The sequence below is a fragment of the Halobacillus sp. Nhm2S1 genome, assembly GCF_019599545.1.
Classification (GTDB): domain Bacteria; phylum Bacillota; class Bacilli; order Bacillales; family Halobacillaceae; genus Halobacillus.
Genome location: NZ_JAIEZV010000001.1, coordinates 637,183 through 653,556, shown reverse-complemented (window position 1 = coordinate 653,556; position 16,374 = coordinate 637,183). Strand labels below are relative to the sequence as shown.

The 16,374-nt window shown below is 46.6% G+C and carries 16 protein-coding genes and 1 riboswitch; of the genes, 10 read left to right on the top strand and 6 right to left on the bottom strand.

Annotated features, from left to right (window positions below):
* Positions 1-16 precede the first annotated feature (16 nt).
* From K2225_RS03320 to K2225_RS03310, 3 genes are all read left to right on the top strand, one after another.
* Positions 17-1,555: a SagB/ThcOx family dehydrogenase gene (locus tag K2225_RS03320; RefSeq protein ID WP_220583458.1), complete on the top strand. Its 1,539-nt coding sequence runs from the start codon at positions 17-19 to the stop codon at positions 1,553-1,555.
* 262 nt (positions 1,556-1,817) lie between these two features.
* Positions 1,818-1,918, top strand: a riboswitch (purine riboswitch).
* 69 nt (positions 1,919-1,987) lie between these two features.
* A complete protein-coding gene (locus K2225_RS03315) occupies positions 1,988-3,280 on the top strand; it encodes an NCS2 family permease (RefSeq protein WP_220583457.1) in 1,293 nt (430 codons plus the stop codon).
* Between the two features lie 181 nt (positions 3,281-3,461).
* The gene (locus K2225_RS03310) at positions 3,462-4,043 is read left to right on the top strand and encodes a DUF4256 domain-containing protein (RefSeq protein WP_220583456.1); all 582 of its coding nucleotides are present in this window, start codon (positions 3,462-3,464) and stop codon (positions 4,041-4,043) included.
* A gap of 58 nt (positions 4,044-4,101) precedes the next feature.
* Here K2225_RS03310 and K2225_RS03305 read toward each other — a convergent pair whose 3' ends face one another.
* A complete protein-coding gene (locus tag K2225_RS03305; protein WP_220583455.1) occupies positions 4,102-5,007 on the bottom strand; it encodes a VanW family protein in 906 nt (301 codons plus the stop codon).
* Between the two features lie 282 nt (positions 5,008-5,289).
* On the opposite strand from K2225_RS03305, the gene K2225_RS03300 reads away from it, so the two are divergent.
* Together K2225_RS03300 and K2225_RS03295 are read left to right on the top strand one after the other, a co-directional pair.
* Positions 5,290-5,739, top strand: coding sequence for a hypothetical protein (locus tag K2225_RS03300; protein WP_220583454.1), 450 nt, complete (start codon positions 5,290-5,292; stop codon positions 5,737-5,739).
* Positions 5,740-6,173: 434 nt separating this feature from the next.
* Positions 6,174-6,818 carry a hypothetical protein gene (locus K2225_RS03295; RefSeq protein ID WP_220583453.1) on the top strand — a complete coding sequence of 215 codons (645 nt, stop codon included), beginning with the start codon at positions 6,174-6,176 and terminating at the stop codon, positions 6,816-6,818.
* Between the two features lie 58 nt (positions 6,819-6,876).
* Here the strand turns inward: K2225_RS03295 and K2225_RS03290 are convergent, their stop codons facing one another.
* Positions 6,877-7,611 carry a poly-gamma-glutamate hydrolase family protein gene (locus K2225_RS03290; RefSeq protein ID WP_220583452.1) on the bottom strand — a complete coding sequence of 245 codons (735 nt, stop codon included), beginning with the start codon at positions 7,609-7,611 and terminating at the stop codon, positions 6,877-6,879.
* A 183-nt stretch (positions 7,612-7,794) separates the two neighbouring features.
* Here K2225_RS03290 and dacB point away from each other — a divergent pair, with 183 nt between their 5' ends.
* Both dacB and K2225_RS03280 read left to right on the top strand, forming a co-directional pair.
* Positions 7,795-9,420 (top strand): D-alanyl-D-alanine carboxypeptidase/D-alanyl-D-alanine endopeptidase, encoded by a 1,626-nt coding sequence (dacB, locus tag K2225_RS03285; protein WP_255574144.1) that lies wholly within the window; start codon positions 7,795-7,797, stop codon positions 9,418-9,420.
* Positions 9,421-9,525: 105 nt separating this feature from the next.
* Entirely contained in the window at positions 9,526-10,737 is a 1,212-nt protein-coding gene (locus K2225_RS03280) for a cation:proton antiporter (protein WP_220583451.1), read from the top strand.
* A gap of 72 nt (positions 10,738-10,809) precedes the next feature.
* Here K2225_RS03280 and K2225_RS03275 read toward each other — a convergent pair whose 3' ends face one another.
* Genes K2225_RS03275 through K2225_RS03265 form a run of 3 tightly spaced genes read right to left on the bottom strand, consistent with a single transcriptional unit; the run spans position 10,810 to position 12,981 of the window.
* Positions 10,810-11,535, bottom strand: a complete 726-nt coding sequence (locus tag K2225_RS03275; RefSeq protein WP_220583450.1) for an NAD-dependent protein deacylase — start codon at positions 11,533-11,535, stop codon at positions 10,810-10,812.
* A gap of 15 nt (positions 11,536-11,550) precedes the next feature.
* A complete protein-coding gene (gene nfsA / locus K2225_RS03270; protein ID WP_220583449.1) occupies positions 11,551-12,291 on the bottom strand; it encodes an oxygen-insensitive NADPH nitroreductase in 741 nt (246 codons plus the stop codon).
* 12 nt (positions 12,292-12,303) lie between these two features.
* On the bottom strand, positions 12,304-12,981 hold the full coding sequence (locus K2225_RS03265; protein ID WP_220583448.1) for a hypothetical protein: 678 nt from the start codon (positions 12,979-12,981) through the stop codon (positions 12,304-12,306).
* A gap of 159 nt (positions 12,982-13,140) precedes the next feature.
* On the opposite strand from K2225_RS03265, the gene K2225_RS03260 reads away from it, so the two are divergent.
* Complete coding sequence (locus K2225_RS03260) at positions 13,141-13,488, top strand: hypothetical protein (RefSeq protein WP_220583447.1); 348 nt, start codon at positions 13,141-13,143, stop codon at positions 13,486-13,488.
* A 12-nt stretch (positions 13,489-13,500) separates the two neighbouring features.
* Here the strand turns inward: K2225_RS03260 and K2225_RS03255 are convergent, their stop codons facing one another.
* The gene (locus tag K2225_RS03255) at positions 13,501-13,749 is read right to left on the bottom strand and encodes a hypothetical protein (RefSeq protein ID WP_220583446.1); all 249 of its coding nucleotides are present in this window, start codon (positions 13,747-13,749) and stop codon (positions 13,501-13,503) included.
* A 781-nt stretch (positions 13,750-14,530) separates the two neighbouring features.
* Here K2225_RS03255 and K2225_RS03250 point away from each other — a divergent pair.
* Positions 14,531-15,499: an ATP-binding cassette domain-containing protein gene (locus K2225_RS03250; RefSeq protein ID WP_220583445.1), complete on the top strand. Its 969-nt coding sequence runs from the start codon at positions 14,531-14,533 to the stop codon at positions 15,497-15,499.
* Positions 15,489-16,268 carry an ABC transporter permease gene (locus K2225_RS03245; protein ID WP_146813374.1) on the top strand — a complete coding sequence of 260 codons (780 nt, stop codon included), beginning with the start codon at positions 15,489-15,491 and terminating at the stop codon, positions 16,266-16,268. Before K2225_RS03250 ends, K2225_RS03245 begins: the two co-directional genes overlap by 11 nt.
* Positions 16,269-16,374 lie beyond the last annotated feature (106 nt).

Sequence of the window (16,374 nt, the reverse complement as noted above, 5' to 3'; positions counted from 1 at the left end):
GCAAAGGAGGCGTGTGATGGATCTTGACCGGTTCTTATACCACTTGCAATTTCAGAGTGAGCGGGTGATTCCTGCGGATTGGGAGCCCGCGTGGGATGATGCGCCGCTTCCCTATAAACTCTACCAGCATCTACAGGAAGTCCCGCTCGACTGTGACCTCCCATTTTCAATCAATGAAGAGTCATTGGCCTCTACAACGGGGCTTAAAAGACTCGGTCATTTACTTTGGTACACGTACGGGCAGACCCGGTACAGCGAAACCGCAAACCCGGGTACGGACGGTTTGGGCGCCGAGACCATGCAGGCGTTCCGTCGTTTCGTACCTTCGGGCGGCGGGTTGTATCCGAGTGAACTTTATATCTATCTGAAAATGGAAGATGTCCCAGAAGGCATCTACCATTACGATGCCGCTCACCACCGTCTGCTTTTGATCAGAAAAGGGAATGTGGATTCTTATTTGAGGAGAGCTCTTGGAAATCGCTGGGATGGAACTGATGCGCAGGGGATTTTATTCGTAACGACGATGTTTTGGAAGAACTTTTTTAAATACAATCATTTCTCCTATCGCCTTCAAGGCCTGGATGCGGGAGCGCTTCTCGGACAGTGGCAGGAAGTCAGCGCCCGTGCTGGATTTTCTACTAACGTTCATTTTCAATTCCTTGACCGTCGGATCAATCATCTGCTGGGGGTTGATGAGGGGGAGGAGACCACTTACGCCATCGTTCCTTTCGCTGATAGAGAATTCATAAGAGAGGAGATGCCTCTTTCAGAATGGAGCGGAGACATTCCCGCAGTCGAGACCCGTCACTACCAGCGTTCCATAAACGTGCTGGATTTTCCGTACATCCAAGAAATCAATCAACAGTCCATGTTTGATTCTCCTCAACAATTTCGTCTACTCACAGGCAAAGAAGACGTCCGCCATACGGAGCCTGCCCAGCCGCTACCGGATGTTGAACCCCCGGACTACGATCTGGCTGAAGCCTGCCGGAAGCGGCATTCACCAGAACTGGATTTTATCAACCAAAAGATTTCTTTGAAGCAGCTTGCTCTGCTTTTAAAAGGGACAGTCCAACCATATTCTACTGACCTTTATGAGAAAGAACACCGCTCTTCCATGACGATTTATGGATGTTTTCATGGAATGGAAGGATTGCCTGACGGCGCCTACCGCTATGACGCTCAAACTCATTCATTGATTGAAGTCGATCAAGGGGATTTCCGCCTTCCCTTGCAGAAAGCGATGAAGCTCGATAACGTCAATCTCCATCAAGTACCGATCTGCCTTCATATTGCTGGAGAACGGACTCACTATAAAAAAGTGTTCGGGTACAGGGGGTACCGGATTCAGCAGATGGAAGCGGGCATGCTCCTTCAAAGACTGCTGTTAACAGCCAGTGCCCTTGGTATGAACGGGCATCCGCTGCTTGGGTATGATGCGAAGGCTTGTGATCGGATCTATCAGTTGGAAGGGTGCGGAGAAACGACACTTATTCAAATCCCTCTAGGCCGTTACCACCCGAAGAGCTGTCTGCTTGGAAGTTTGCATACCTGATCATCGCGGTGCCTGCCTGGGGCAGTCACCGCTTTTCAACAAGATAGTGAAGGGAATTAATACTCGTGAATTCATCCGGTGGTTGAGCAGTTAGACCTAGGCCTTGTGTGTACGGCTCACTCTTGCAGGAAATTTGGACAAGCTCTTTCATGAATGGGAAAAGTCATGCGGAAATTCGGATTAGAAATCAGAAAAAAGTGAATTCCCGGACATTTTCCATATCCATTGACCCCCGACTATTGAATTGTTATGATTCTCCCTATAATTCAAAACAGCAGCACCTTGTATAAGTTCAGGAATACGGCCTGAACGTTTCTACCAGCTACCGGAAATAGCTCGTCTACAAGGGATGGAACGTCTATGTTCCTTTCCTTATGTATAAGCACCGGTAGATGGCCGGTGCTTTTTTTGTTTTTGTTAGGAGGGGACATCATGAGAAACTTTTTTCAATTCAAAGAACGTGAAACGAACTTTCAAAAAGAAACGCTCGCGGGGATTACGACGTTTCTTTCTATGGCTTATATATTAGTCGTCAATCCGATCATTCTGAGTCAGGCGGGGATGGATAAAGGGGCACTTTTTACGGCTACGGCTTTATCCGCCATTGTCGGATCGCTGTTAATCGGGCTTCTTGCTAACTTTCCTGTAGGGATCGCACCCAGTATGGGACTGAACTCATTCTTCACCTTTTCTGTAGTCATCGGGATGGGGATTGAATGGCAGGTGGCTTTGACCGGCGTCTTTATCGCTGGAATCATCTTTATGATCCTCAGTCTGCTTAAGATCCGGGAGAAGATCATCAATGTGATTCCGAAGGACTTGAAGCATGCGATTGCAGGAGGCATCGGCTTTTTCATTGCGTTCATCGGTTTAAAAAATGCCGGCATCGTGGTTGGGAGCGAAGAGACGTTCGTATCCATTGGGCAATTGACCTCACCGACAACGGCCCTTGCCGCGTTCGGCTTTATCGTTACACTAATGATGCTTGTGCGTGGTATTCGTGGAGGGATTTTCTACGGGATTGTCATTACCAGCATCATCGGCATGATTGTTGGATTGGTGGATGTACCTAAATCGGTCGTGGGAGAAATTCCAAGCCTTGAGCCAACCTTCGGCGTAGTATTTCAGCATTTAGGGGATATCTTCAGACCGGAAGTCTTAGCGGTTATTTTCACCTTCTTGTTTGTCGCGTTTTTTGATACGGCAGGCGCGCTTATTGCCGTAGCCAGCCAGGCGGGAATTATGAAAGACAACAAAATTCCAAACGCAGGCCGTGCTCTTTTAGCTGACTCCACGTCCGGAGTAGCGGGGGCCATCTTCGGGACATCGACAACGGCTTCCTTCGTCGAATCATCCGCAGGTGTTGCTGTCGGTGGCCGCACAGGATTTACAAGCGTGGTTATCTCGATTTGTTTCTTTATCGCTTTGTTCTTCTCTCCTGTCCTCGGTGTCATCACACCGGAAGTGACGGCCCCTGCGCTGATCATCGTTGGTGCTCTGATGGCGACAGAAGTGAAAGAGATCGACTGGAGCCGATTTGAAATCGTCGTGCCGGCGTTTGTCACGATCATCATGATGCCGCTCACGTTCAGTGTCGCGACAGGTATTGCGCTTGGGTTTATTCTTTATCCATTTGCTATGATTGCGAAAAGAGATTGGAAGCAGGTTCATCCGATTATGTACACGCTTGGTGGCCTGTTCATTATGTACTTTGTATTCCTATAAATATTCATGAATACTGCTGGAGAAAAAGATCTGCCCTGACTTGATAAAGTCTGAGGCAGATTTTTTTGGTTTCAGCGTACACAAAACGCGTGTGTCCTCTCACATAACCCAGGACACTCTTGAGCTTAAATAAGTTCTTTATAGTAAGATAGAAGATATCAACCATTGGGGAGGAAGGAAGATGACAAAGGACACGAGTATCAGTCAAAAATCGCAACTTTCACAAGAAGAAAAAGAAGAACTGCTTCAAGTATTAGAAGCACGTTTCGAGAAGTATAGGAATCGTCATGAGGAGCTGGAATGGAACCAAGTCCGGGCCAAACTTGAGGAACAGCCTGAAAAATTGTGGTCTCTATACGAAATGGAAAGAACAGGCGGCGAACCAGATGTTGTCGGTTACGATCAAGAGAAGGACGCCTACATCTTTTATGATTGTTCAAAGGAAAGTCCTAAAGGCCGCAGAAGCGTGTGTTATGATCGTGCTGCCCTGGAGTCGAGAAAAAAATATAAGCCTGAAACGAGTGCGGTGGATCTGGCTACTTCAATAGGAATCGAAATTTTGACCGAACAACAGTATCGCGCCCTGCAAGAGCTTGGAGAATTTGATTTGAAAACATCAAGCTGGGTTCATACTCCTGCGAAGATTAGAGAACTTGGCGGGGCGCTTTTTTGTGATCGCCGCTTCGATCACGTCTTCTTGTATCACAATGGAGCTGAGTCTTATTATAAGGCTAGAGGGTTCCGGGGATCCCTCTTGGTGTGATTTCATATGAAAAGCCTGTATCTCCTGTCATTTCAAGGGGCACAGGCTTTTTTTGTATTCATTGCACCATCTCTTCCGGAAGTTGCTTGCTTGCATCAGGAACTTCCTTTGGTTCCGTATTGATCACATCAGAAGAATAGACTTTTACAATCATCTGTCCGCCATACACCTTCGAACGAATCAATAAAGGCTGGTTGTACGGGTTTTGGAATGTGAAATCAGGACCGTACCAGCTCACTGTCGCATCACGCCCTTCCGGTACATAAGGGACACGCTTGCTGTGCGAATAGCGTTCTAAAATCTTCACACCGGCTTTGTCTACCGAGTTGAACAATGTGGAAGATAGCTGACAGATACCTCCACCGATCCCTTCTGTCACTTCTCCTTTGACGATGACCGGAGCTTTCTTATATCCCTTTTCCACTGTCCTTTTCCCAACCACCTGATTAAAAGAGAAAACCTCTCCGGGAAAGACGACATGACTGTCCAATGCTTCTGCAGCCAGACGGATATTGTGGGCGCGTTCGTGATTGTTTTTATTAAAATAAGTGACGTATTGGCCGATCTGTTTCGTGCGGATGGTCGCTAGCAATTCACTATCCACTCTCGGGTGAACGGGGAGGGTGGGGGTTTGGATGACCGCGGGTCCGTTACTATTTAAATAGCGATAAAATTCTTCAGTGAACTTTCTTTGATCGACCTTGGCTCCTGGTTTACCGGGGATGATTTCCTCAGCTTCTCCAATTGATGCGGGTACTGGTTCGCGGTTGATTTCAGTTTCCAGTGCGGCAATCAACTGCGCGGTTTTTTTTGTATCGATAAAGGGCTTTCCTAACATGTCATCCTTGAAATCCTCACGGTTAACGGTCATTAACTTTTCACCGTCATGAGTGATCGATGCATGCTGTTCCTGAATGAACGGGGTACTGATTAATAAGCATAGTGAAAGAATGGCAATTTTCATCCTGACTCCTCCTGAAGTTAGTATGAGTAGGTGCTGTAGGAATCATGTGAAAGACTTTAGGAAAGGGTTGGCAGTCTTTAAAGGTACGATCTGCATACAGTGGTAATAAAATTTTGAATCTTGATGGTTCGGAGAAGAGTTACATACTGAAACAACGTTAAGCTTGGAATGAAAAGGGATGTTCATTCAAGGGGTGAATGGAACATAGGGTGAAACCATTTTAAGGATGAACTCGTATGGGAGGGGAAGGTTTTAGTCTGGATGGCATAAGGAGGCATGATCATGAATGAAGAGTTGCTAAATAAAGCCAGACGCATCCTTCTATACATCGCGTTTCTTCTGGCCGCATTTCTTCTATCCTATTTCCTCGCTTATCCTTTTGGGTATTCCCCGCTCGGTTATGATGTGTTGGAAAAAGAGGGGAATGCAGTCGTTGTACAGTCTATGAATGCGTGGGGGGTTGAAGAAAAGAGGGTCACTTATCAACCGCCTGAAGGGGATGAATGGAGAGCGAAAGCGCTCGTCGATCGTATTGAGTCTCAAGCGATGGAGTACCACCTTTTTTTCACGGCCATTATAGTAGCGATTTTCTGGGTGGGGATGGATGTCCTTAAAGGGAAACCACTCGGGAAAGTGCTTGTCCTCAGCTGTTTTTACGTTTTTTTCTCCGGGTTATCCCTCATCCAGCATTTGGGGGGAATCAAAGAAATCCTGGAAGGTTCCTTCTATTGATGACTTCTCGGAGGGAATCACCTGCCGATGAATAGAAAGGAATAAGAGCACAGCCTGGATCATGAAACTTTTATCGTTCTGGCACGTAAAGAAGTCAATGAAACTTTTAGGGAGGGAGAATAGATGGGTATCGGTTCATGGATCATTTTGTTCTTCATCGTTTTCCTGGCTATCGGTGGGTTTAAAAAGAATAAGAAATAAGCGAAAGAACACCCTGTGACCTTTCTTGTCACGGTTAAATGACTTGATCATCATAGGAATTTCCATTCAAAGAGGCTTTTTAGGAAATGGAAGCTTCTTTTTAATTTCTTGTGCTCATTTTTAAATGTTTGGATTGGAAGTTCGACTTTCGGAAAAGGTGGGGAAGCAATCCTCTCTATCTTTTTGAAGCCGGAGATGGAATTGTAAAAGGTATGGAGAATGGAGGGATTTTCTTGGTAGACGAACGCTTACGCAAGACAGCGCTGATTGTTCTCCCCATCATGGCCGCCGTGACACTGATTGCCGTGGGGGCGACAGGGGCCTACTTTAAGGATGATGTGAACATTGGAAATGTGTTCGTACTCATAAGCATCATAGGAGCAGCCGTTTTCGCCTTTTTATCCTTGCTCTTCAGGAGAAAGACAGGACTGGTGATCGGATTGATGCTTGCTTTTCTTCTGGCTACACCTGTTGTGTTCTATTTGATCAACAAACCAACAACGACCACATTCGGCGAAGCCCTCCCGAATCACATAAGCTCAGGACAAATGATCACGGAAATCCAGATTTACAGTGAGATGGGGAAACCATTCAAATCCGTCACTTTGGAAAGTCCCGAAGAGATGAAAAGCTTGCTGCAGATCCCTTCGGATATGACTCTCGTGACCTCGGATGAGGGCTTATCCACGCACCTTTATTCGATCTGGCTGGAAGGAGGATCTTACGAAGACGAGATTCAAATCGTAGTCGGTAAGGATGCCGTCCGTATTTGGGGGCGTATGGATGGAGAAGGTGTGGGCGGTGAATATAAAATCGAGGGAGAGAACACCCTTTTACAAGTGATTGAGAATGGTGAATTTGATTGGATAAAAGGGTGAATGGTTGTGTAAGTCTTAGCAGTTAAAACGCTCCACACCTGGTGGAGCGTTACGTTTGCTAGTCTCGATATTCTTTCATTGCTTTCTGAATGGCTTCTACATAAGATGTAAACGCTTCGGTCTTATTTGCAGCATCCTTCCTTGATGAATAACGGATGTCCCCGTTTTTAAAAAACGCCTTTCTTTGGGCCCGGGTAATCTCAAGCTGCACCCCTTTCTTTGTCTTCGTTTTGTTGACATAGTTGTCGGGGTGATCGCCGTCCAGGTGTTCAGGAGCTTCTTCGACGGCAAAACCTTCTTCTTCTAAATGATGCTTTACAATACCCATCAACTCTTGATCCCGACCGCCAATCAGTGTTTTAGGCTCATCACCGCCTGCTCCGTGAATGGAAATGTGATGATTGGCTTTTGCGACCATTTCAAGGGCTTGAGGCTCATCAAAGTTTGTTGAAGTGATATGTAAGTTTCTGAAATTATTGGATGCCAACCTTCCTTTGAATGCGTAATAGGGGTAATCATCTCCTGCAATCGCTTCTGCAAGCGTCGAGGTCGTTTCTTCAATCCCACCGCCATGGATCGCGCTGACAAGCCATTGCTGGTTCCCTTCTGTACTTGTGGCAATGACCCAGTCTTTTCCTTCTTCGTAGACCGCAGTCAGCTCTTCAAACGAACAGAACCGATCTCCGGAACAGTCGTCTTCAGCTTTTTGTGAGCTTTTTTCTTTGTCTTCATTTAAAAACCATAGCAGTGCTGCAACGGTAACAGCGACGGCCAGGGTGATTTTCAGCTTCATTTCTACACCTCTTCCTTCTAAAGGTACTCTATCAATAATGGGGGCATATGGATAACCATATGCTTGATCCATGAAGGGAATGAAGGAGAATTTGCACGTATGCATGCGTTAGACATCTATGATAAGTAGGCAGTTTCTGTGGGGCATCAGTTTTTCAAAAAAGCTTCAGGAAGAGGATAGCATATGAAAACAGCCGTGAAAACAGTCCTATATACCTTGAAGAAGTGGCAGGATAGGAACAGAGAGGAAGTTACAAAATCTGTCTGCTCTGCTACGATGAACGTAGGCAAGATTTCAGGAGGCCTGTACATAGAGATGTCGACACCAAAGAGAATGCAGCTTGTCATCCCTTTTCTTCCCCTTGTTAGGATGTTGGTTTTACATCCAACGACGCAAGAAGAAAAGGAGGTCTCGGAAGGGGAGACGGCATTGAAAGAAAAAATGGATCGTTTATTAGAAGATGAGGCTCTACACGGGGCGGTGGCTGGGGTGAGCATACGCCACGCGTACTCCGGAGAGGTGGTTTATGAAAAGAATGCCCACCTAAGGTTGACGCCTGCTTCGAACACAAAATTGTTTACAGGAGCTGCCGCATTGGAGACGCTTGGATCCGAGTACACATTTACAACTGAATTGTGGACGGACGGGGGGATCGATGACGGCACGCTGGAAGGAAACCTATATTTGAAGGGAAAAGGAGATCCAACCCTGACAGTAGAAGACTTGGATGCGATGGCGGTTTCTTTACGGGAGAAGGGCATCAAAGAAGTGACAGGAGATGTCATAGCGGATGATTCGTGGTATGACAAGATCCGCTTGTCTCCTGGGATTCTATGGTCGCAGGAAAGTGAGTACTACGCATCGCAAGTGTCTGCCTTGACGGTGTCTCCGGATCAGGATTATGATGCAGGGACCGTATTAATCCGTGTCACACCTGGAAAAAAAGAGGGACAACCAGCATCGATCAAAGTGACCCCGGATAACGAATATGTAGCCATTTTGAATAGGACAAAGACTGGAAAGGCCAAAACAGAAGATGAATTAAAGGTGGAGAGGGAGCACGGGACCAATAAGATCCTGGTCGAGGGGACCTTGGAGGTCGGTGATCCTGTTTCTAAATCGTGGGTTGCGGTTTTTGAACCGACAGGGCTCGTGACTGAACTCTTTCACCAGTCGTTAGTAAAACAGGGTGTACGGGTAAAAGGATCACGCACTACATTCGCTGAAACGCCAGAACGGGCGACTCGCTTGTATGAGCATTCGTCCATGCCTTTGAAAGAATTGTTTCTTCCCTTTATGAAGCTGAGCAACAACGGGCATGCGGAAGTATTAGTGAAGGAGATGGGCAAGGTCGTTCACGATGAAGGAAGCTGGGAAAAAGGATTGGAAGTTATCGGAGCGAAAATGCGCTGTTTAGGAGTGAACATGGATACGATACAGCTGAATGATGGATCGGGGATGTCAGCGACAAATTTCATTCCTGCTCATGAAATCTCCCAATTGCTATTTCAGGTTCAAGAGAAAGAATGGTTCCCTGAATTCCGACGGTCGCTGCCTGTGGCTGGGAATGAGAGAAGGTTTGTCGGCGGCACGTTGCGCCAAAGGATGCAGGGAACCAGTGCGGAAGGAAATGTCAGGGCGAAAACAGGGACGCTGAGTGGTGTTTCCTCCCTTTCCGGGTATGTAACCACAAAAGACAGGGAACCGCTCATTTTTGCGATGGTGTTCAATCATTTCTTATCAGAAGATGTAGACGAGATCGAAGACCGGTTGGCGGTCATCCTTTCAGAGCATCAGCTGTCAGTATAGGAATAACGGAAGCGCGGACGTATCTTACGTCCGTTTTTTTATGGGTAAGGGGAGACCAAGAAGGGAAAGACTAACTGTAGCTATTTCATACCGGGAGGGTTTTTCATGCACGGATTTCATGATGTTTTTATTCAAATTCTATTGTTGCTCGCCATCTCTGTCACGGTCATCGCCATCGCTAAACTATTGAAAGAACCAGACTCGATCGCCTTAGTTCTCGTCGGTCTCGTCCTCGGCCTGACCGAGGTGCCTTTCATTGAAGAAGCGGAAAGCTACATTACACAGTCGGAAGTATTCCAGGCGACCGTCATCTCCCTTTTCCTTCCGATTCTACTGGGGGATGCGACGTTGAAGCTTCCTTTTCATCATCTTTTTTCCCAAAAGAAAACGGTGTTGGGGCTCGCATTTTTAGGGACGTTCATATCGTCGCTCAGCATCGGGGCAGCGGCTTATTTCTTTTTGGACCTGCCGCTTGCTGTCGCGTTTACCTTTGCTGCGCTCATGAGTGCAACGGATCCGATCAGTGTGCTTTCCATCTTCAAATCCCTCGGTGTGAAACAAAAAATGTCGACGATTATGGAAGGGGAGTCGCTGTTTAATGACGGCATTGCTGTCGTCCTTTTCAAAATTGCGAGCATCTACTTGTTGACTTACATCGAAATGGGGTGGGCTGGTCTTGGCAGTGGAGTGTTCATGTTCCTGAAGTTTGCCGTCGGTGGTGCCCTTATTGGACTTATCTTGGGCTATGTGTTCTCACAAGTGATTCGCGTCTACGATGACTATCCGTTGGAAGTGGCCTTTAGTGCGCTGTTGTTTTTTGGGAGTTACTTCATTGCTGAACATTTCCATACTTCAGGCGTCATCGCCGTCGTCGTCGGTGGGTTCGTCTTCGGTGACTACGGCGCAAAGATCGGCATGTCGGAAGAAACGAAAACGAATATCAATACATTCTGGGATAGTGTCACCCTGCTTGCGAATGCACTGATCTTCCTGATGGTCGGTATTGAAATTCGGAACATTGATCTTGCAGGGAACTGGGGCTATATTGTCGGAGCGATCGCTATTGTTCTCATTGGACGTACCATCGCCGTCTATATCGGAACAGGATGGGTGAAAGAACTGTCTTCCAAGGAAAGAATCCTCATCAACTGGGGTGGGTTGAGAGGAAGTCTTTCCATAGCTCTCGCCTTGAGTCTGCCCATGGATTTCGACGGCCGGGAACAAGTACTGCTGCTCACCTTTTCCGTCGTCCTCTTCTCCCTGATCGTCCAAGGACTCACCTTAAAACCAGTCATCAAAAAACTTGGATTAATATAATATCCATAATCTGGTGTACCAGGTCATACAGATAATGGAAAAAAGCCTCCTTCAGCTGAAGGAGGCTTTTTTTTACATGGCTTCTTTTATTCTCGAGATCGCTGCTGACAGGTCTTCGTGTAGGACATAGTCAAAAAGACGGTCCTTATCTGTCGGTTCGTTGTTGATGAGAACGGTTGTCGTGTTTTCCTGTTCATAGGCAAGGTAGGGGAGCAAGTTGAAAGGAGTGACGAAAAGCGACGTGCCCATGACGAGCAAAAGATCAGCTTTTTCAATGATCGATTCAGCCTCATCATGAGCGGTGATCAGATCACCAAACAACAGAACATCCGGCTTCAAAACCGCCCCGCAATCCTCACAAACCGGTACAGCGACATTCATGACATCATCCAACGAATAGGATCTGCCGCAGGCCGGACAGCTCGATCGGTTCAACGTCCCGTGATATTCAAGGACACGGGAACTTCCGGCAAGGCTGTGAAGTCCGTCCACGTTCTGCGTGATGACCGAGACTTCACGGTCATCGGTTTCCAATTCTTTAATAAATTGATGGACAAGGTTCGGCCGGTAGTTTTTCAACAGCTTCATCCGGAAGATCGCCTTATATTTCTTCCAGAAGTCCTCGGGGTCTTGGAAAAAGTAATCGGTCGACATATAGTACTCGCGATCATGATCTTCCGTCCATAACCCTTCGCTTGAGCGGAAATCCGGAATTCCACTTGCCGTCGACACCCCGGCACCCGTCAGGACGGCGATCCGTTCGGCACTCTTTATGTTAAGAGCAATCGTTTCATACATAGATGGCAACTCCTCTTACTGCTTGTTGAAGCCTTTCTTTTTCACGATACTGGTGACGTCCATCCGCATTGGCTTTGTGAAGCGGCGCAGCATTTGGTCAGTCCAGGAGTCATTTCTCGTATTCGTCTGGCGAGACTGATAATAGGCGGCGATCGTCTCGTCAAAAGCACCGAGCTCATCTTTATGGTCGCGCTTGTATTCATTTTCAAAATAGATGGCTTCTTTCGGGAGACGCGGTTTCTTGTCAGGCTGGTGAGCAGGTTCCCCGAGCACCATGCCGAACAATGGAAGCACATGCTTCGGCAGCCCAAGGATTTCATCCACTTTATCGAGCTGGTTACGGATGCTTCCGATATAACAGATACCAAGCCCCATCGACTCTGCAGCAACCGCCGCATTTTGTGCAGCAAGGGCTGCGTCAATCGCAGAAACGAGAAAATGTTCACTGTTTTCAAGATTGGAAAGCATCTCCTCGTACTGCTCTGAAGAGGCGTGAAGGGTATGACGGTAAAGATCAGCACAGAAAATCATCAAATGACCGTTATCTTTCACATACCCTTGACCGGTGATTTCCGCAAGTTGTGCTTTTTTCTTTTCATCTGTCACGCCAATGATCGTGTAAGCCATCATGTAGCTCGATGTGGACGCCTGCTGGGCCGCAGACAAAATCGTGTTCAGCTGGTCGTCTGTCACTGGTGTATCTTTGAATTTTCGTATCGAACGGTGGTTCAAAATCGTTTCAATGGTTTGATTCATGATTCTGTCCTCCTATTGGTAGATCCATTGCGTCCGGACCGGGTCCTTCGTATCCGAGTCTGCCATTGGATCGTCACTTGTGATTTGTAAACGTTCTTCATCCATAAAAGTAACAGAATGGATCGCGTATTGATACTGATTCGGTTTCGGGAGGAGGTGGTCTTCTCCGGGTTCAAGCTCAATCGGTTCGAGCGTATCCAGGTCCATGACGACCAACTGGTGTACCGCCATTTCTTCATGCGTGCGTTCGAAAAGGAACGCCACATACTGCTGATCAGGAGAAATGTGGCTTGAAACCAGTTGGCTCAAATCACTCATGAGAAACGAGTGATTTTGTTGAAAATCAATCAATAAATGTGAGCAGCGCTTCTCATGACAGGCAAACTCCACTAAATACTGATCTTCTCTTATTTTAGAAAAAGGAAGCTTGCGCAGGTATTCTTCCGGCTGATCAAAATTATGTATATATTGGGATAAAATCGGGTAATCCTTGGCTGTGAACGGATAAGAAACTCCATCGAGGGTGAGCTGCATTTTATTTCCATTCCCTTCAGCTGTCTCTTCCTCTGTGAGGGCATCTTCTCCTTCAAGTGGATTTATATTTAACGTGTCCTCTGCATCTGCATTAGAACTGCATCCGACCAACAAAAGGAGGAACAAGCCGATCCACCCCGCGTTTTTCATCATCATAAATTATTCCCTCACTTAAAAAAGCTCTTTTCTACAGGATACCACAACAGGCAAAAATTCATGAGGGTGAAACTTTTACAAAGAATATCTGCATTCTTGAAGGATTAAGGAAATGAAAAAAAGAAATATATCTTCATAGAGAAACAAGGAGGTAGGGGGATGGGGGAAATCTACAGTTTCAGAGCTTTTCAGTCAAAGAAAGAAAAGAAAAAGGCCCAGGACCCAAGAACAACGGTCGCCATTTATCGGAGTGTGGTCTATTATGTGCATTTGTACAGCGATGAAAGGAATGAACATCCACTGGAACACTTGACCACAAATATCGAACTTGCCACCATTTTTAAAAATGACCGTGATCCATTTATGGAAGCGTTCGCGGCCCTCATTCAACATTGGGAGCTCCCTCCGAACAGCCATCAGGAGCTACCGAGAGGTCGAGAGTTATCTCAATTTCCGACGCTTGGAGATTTATGTATCTATATAGAAAAAAAGGTGAAAGAACTATAAGACGATGATTCCTCATGTCTCATAGCCTTTCACCTTTTTCATGTTGACGATTCCTACGTAGAATTGTGTCAACCCAATCCCGAACAAAAGCGGTCCGACACTTGTTGCAAGCATCGTACTAATCAGCGTCTGTACCATACCAATCGCCATCAACATCATGTATTTTTCTGCTCTAAACGTTAAGTATGAACCGAACAACGTACCGATACTAATGATCAAAAGGGCCGGCATCAACCAAGGATACAATTGAGTAATCTCCATGGTATTCACCTCCTCAAATTTATTCTGAAAATTCTTATTATTAAAGATTCTATCACGTTTTGAAATCCTGTTTCAACCGTGAAAACCGTCTAGTTTTGGCGGTTTTCCGTTGTGACGTAAGAATATAGATTCCCCGCTTGAAACAGTTTCAAACCTCAAATCCTTTATTTTTATTTATCTTTTAATAAAGCTCCCCATTCTTAAAGACTTAGTTTCGAGACTTTTGTTGAGTGGATGGGGCTGCGGGGAATAGCTCGCTTTCCGCGGGGCCCCGCACGAGGTGGGGTCGTTCGATGTTGGCACAGGACGTGCCGAACTTAATCGAACTTCCTCTAATCTTTTGAGCCTCCTCGGACTTCGTCCTGTGGGGTCTCACCATGCACTTTTTTCCCGCAGGAGTCTCGCCATTCCCCTCCGCCCCTTTGCCTATAAGTACCTCGAAACCTCATCTGGAATAAGCTGCCTTCATTCGCATGGCAACTTAAAGTGAATGAACTGCCAATGAAGCTATTCTGTATGCGGCAAGCTTATTATAGAGCGTTTTATGCTTACAAACACCAGGATAGTGAAAGCATCCTCTCCCACAGTGAAGGGGTTCGTTTCTCTCTTACACCCACCCCTGACGCTCAACAAGGCAACGAATCCCGGAGCCATCTCGAAACTGAGTCTTCCACAATCCTGCCCAATAACAAGTCAATGTAGTGGGATGGGTTTGGGGAAGTGATTATGGTGGGACTTTTGTATATAGTAGAGATATGGATCGATGACTGGAGGGATAGGGATGAATGGAAAAATCGTTGTCGAGCATTTGACTAAAACGTTCAAAAAAGGAAATGTTCAAGCTGTAAAAGATGTTTCATTTGAAGTAGAGGAAGGAGAATTTTTCGCGTTTTTAGGTCCTAACGGAGCAGGAAAATCGACCACCGTCCAAATTTTAACGACGCTCATTAATGCGACATCCGGCAAAGCAGAAGTGGCTGGTCATGACGTCATTCGAGAGCCGGAAAAAGTCAGACGTTATATAGGAGTAGCGCTGCAGGAAACTGGCGTGGATCCTGACCTGACCGGAAGGGAAATGATCGAGCTTCAAGCGAATATTTTCGGATTCCGTAAAGAAGAAGGAAAAAAGAGGGCCCAGGAGCTGTTGGAGATTGTGCAGCTGACAGAAGCAGCGGAACGGAGAATCGGCAACTATTCGGGCGGGATGCGCAGACGTCTGGACCTCGCTCTGACACTCGTCAATGAACCGAAGATTCTTTTTCTCGATGAACCGACCACAGGGCTTGACCCTTCGAACCGCATGGCCATCTGGGAGGAACTGCGGCGGCTGAATGAAGAAGTGGGCACCACCATTTTTCTTACCACCCAGTATTTAGAGGAGGCCGATTCTCTGGCTCACCGCATCAGCATCATCAATGATGGAGAGATTGTAGCCACAGGCACGCCGAAAGAGTTGAAGGCCCAAATCGGGAATGATTTGATCACACTTACATTAAAAGATGAAAACCAGCAAGCCGAGGCTGTGGAGTACTTACGTGGACAAATGGCGGACGTTGATGTGATCAGTCGGCATAATAAGGTTCTCATTTATGTAGAAGAGGGGACAAAACAATTGCTTGAAGTTGTCCGTCTGTTTGATCAGGAAGGCTATGAAATAGAGGACATCCAACTCTCCTCTCCAACCCTGGATGATATTTTCTTGAAAATCACGAGTGAGAAAAAAGAGGGAGTGAGAGCAGATGGGGAATAATCTATGGAAAGATACGTGGCTCATGACGGTAAGAAACATCAAAACGACGTTGCGTAATCCATTTTCTTTCATCCCTAACTTGATCATATCGGCTTTTTTCCTCCTTGTTTATGAAGGCGGTTTGAGTGGGATCTCCCAACTGCCGACATTCGAAGGTGCGAACTATTTAGCGTTCATTCTGCCTGTCTCCATCGTCTCTGCCGCCATTGGGGGAGCCGGGGGAGCCGGACAGAGCATTGTGAAAGACATCGAGAACGGTTTTTTCTCGCGGTTGCTGCTGACACCTGCCTCGAGACTGGCAATCGTCCTCGGACCGATCATCGCAGGAATGCTTCAACTTGTCGTGCAGACGCTTCTCATCATAGGCATCGCCTTTTTGCTTGGGCTTGAAGTGGTCACCGGTTTTGGTGGCATTCTGTTTGTGTTGCTGATTGCCGTTGGCTGGGGGCTGGCGTTTGCCGGATATTCTGCTGGAGTCGCGCTCCGTACAGGAAATGCCCAGGCCGCACAAGCGGGAACATTTATCTTTTTCCCGCTCATTTTTCTAAGTACGACGTTCGTCCCGTATGATCTGATTGAAGCCCAGTGGCTGAAAATCGCAGCGACGATCAACCCGACGACCTACATTTTCGAAAGTATGCGCACGGCTCTTATTGACGGCTGGGTGTTTTGGGATTTGATGCAGGGGGTTTTTGCCATCCTTATCGTATGCACCATCACCATCACATTCGCAGCCGTTTCTGCAAAAAAAGCCGTTTCCCGCGGATAAATAGAATCACTGACCAAAAATTCTGATATAATAGAACCAACTAAAAAGTTAGGAGTGATGTTTTATGGCAAACGTAACCATTCTATCCAATATAAATCAATCAAAT

Excerpts from the sequence above, each read along its gene's own strand:
- K2225_RS03310 (WP_220583456.1), top strand. The coding sequence starts at position 3,462 with ATGACAAAGGACACGAGTATCAGTCAAAAATCGCAACTTTCACAAGAA.
- K2225_RS03250 (WP_220583445.1), top strand. The coding sequence starts at position 14,531 with ATGAATGGAAAAATCGTTGTCGAGCATTTGACTAAAACGTTCAAAAAA.
- K2225_RS03280 (WP_220583451.1), top strand. The coding sequence starts at position 9,526 with ATGCACGGATTTCATGATGTTTTTATTCAAATTCTATTGTTGCTCGCC.
- nfsA (WP_220583449.1), bottom strand. The coding sequence starts at position 12,291 with ATGAATCAAACCATTGAAACGATTTTGAACCACCGTTCGATACGAAAA.
- dacB (WP_255574144.1), top strand. The coding sequence starts at position 7,795 with ATGAAAACAGCCGTGAAAACAGTCCTATATACCTTGAAGAAGTGGCAG.
- K2225_RS03320 (WP_220583458.1), top strand. The coding sequence starts at position 17 with ATGGATCTTGACCGGTTCTTATACCACTTGCAATTTCAGAGTGAGCGG.
- K2225_RS03300 (WP_220583454.1), top strand. The coding sequence starts at position 5,290 with ATGAATGAAGAGTTGCTAAATAAAGCCAGACGCATCCTTCTATACATC.
- K2225_RS03245 (WP_146813374.1), top strand. The coding sequence starts at position 15,489 with ATGGGGAATAATCTATGGAAAGATACGTGGCTCATGACGGTAAGAAAC.
- K2225_RS03305 (WP_220583455.1), bottom strand. The coding sequence starts at position 5,007 with ATGAAAATTGCCATTCTTTCACTATGCTTATTAATCAGTACCCCGTTC.
- K2225_RS03265 (WP_220583448.1), bottom strand. The coding sequence starts at position 12,981 with ATGATGATGAAAAACGCGGGGTGGATCGGCTTGTTCCTCCTTTTGTTG.
- K2225_RS03255 (WP_220583446.1), bottom strand. The coding sequence starts at position 13,749 with ATGGAGATTACTCAATTGTATCCTTGGTTGATGCCGGCCCTTTTGATC.
- K2225_RS03260 (WP_220583447.1), top strand. The coding sequence starts at position 13,141 with ATGGGGGAAATCTACAGTTTCAGAGCTTTTCAGTCAAAGAAAGAAAAG.
- K2225_RS03290 (WP_220583452.1), bottom strand. The coding sequence starts at position 7,611 with ATGAAGCTGAAAATCACCCTGGCCGTCGCTGTTACCGTTGCAGCACTG.
- K2225_RS03315 (WP_220583457.1), top strand. The coding sequence starts at position 1,988 with ATGAGAAACTTTTTTCAATTCAAAGAACGTGAAACGAACTTTCAAAAA.
- K2225_RS03275 (WP_220583450.1), bottom strand. The coding sequence starts at position 11,535 with ATGTATGAAACGATTGCTCTTAACATAAAGAGTGCCGAACGGATCGCC.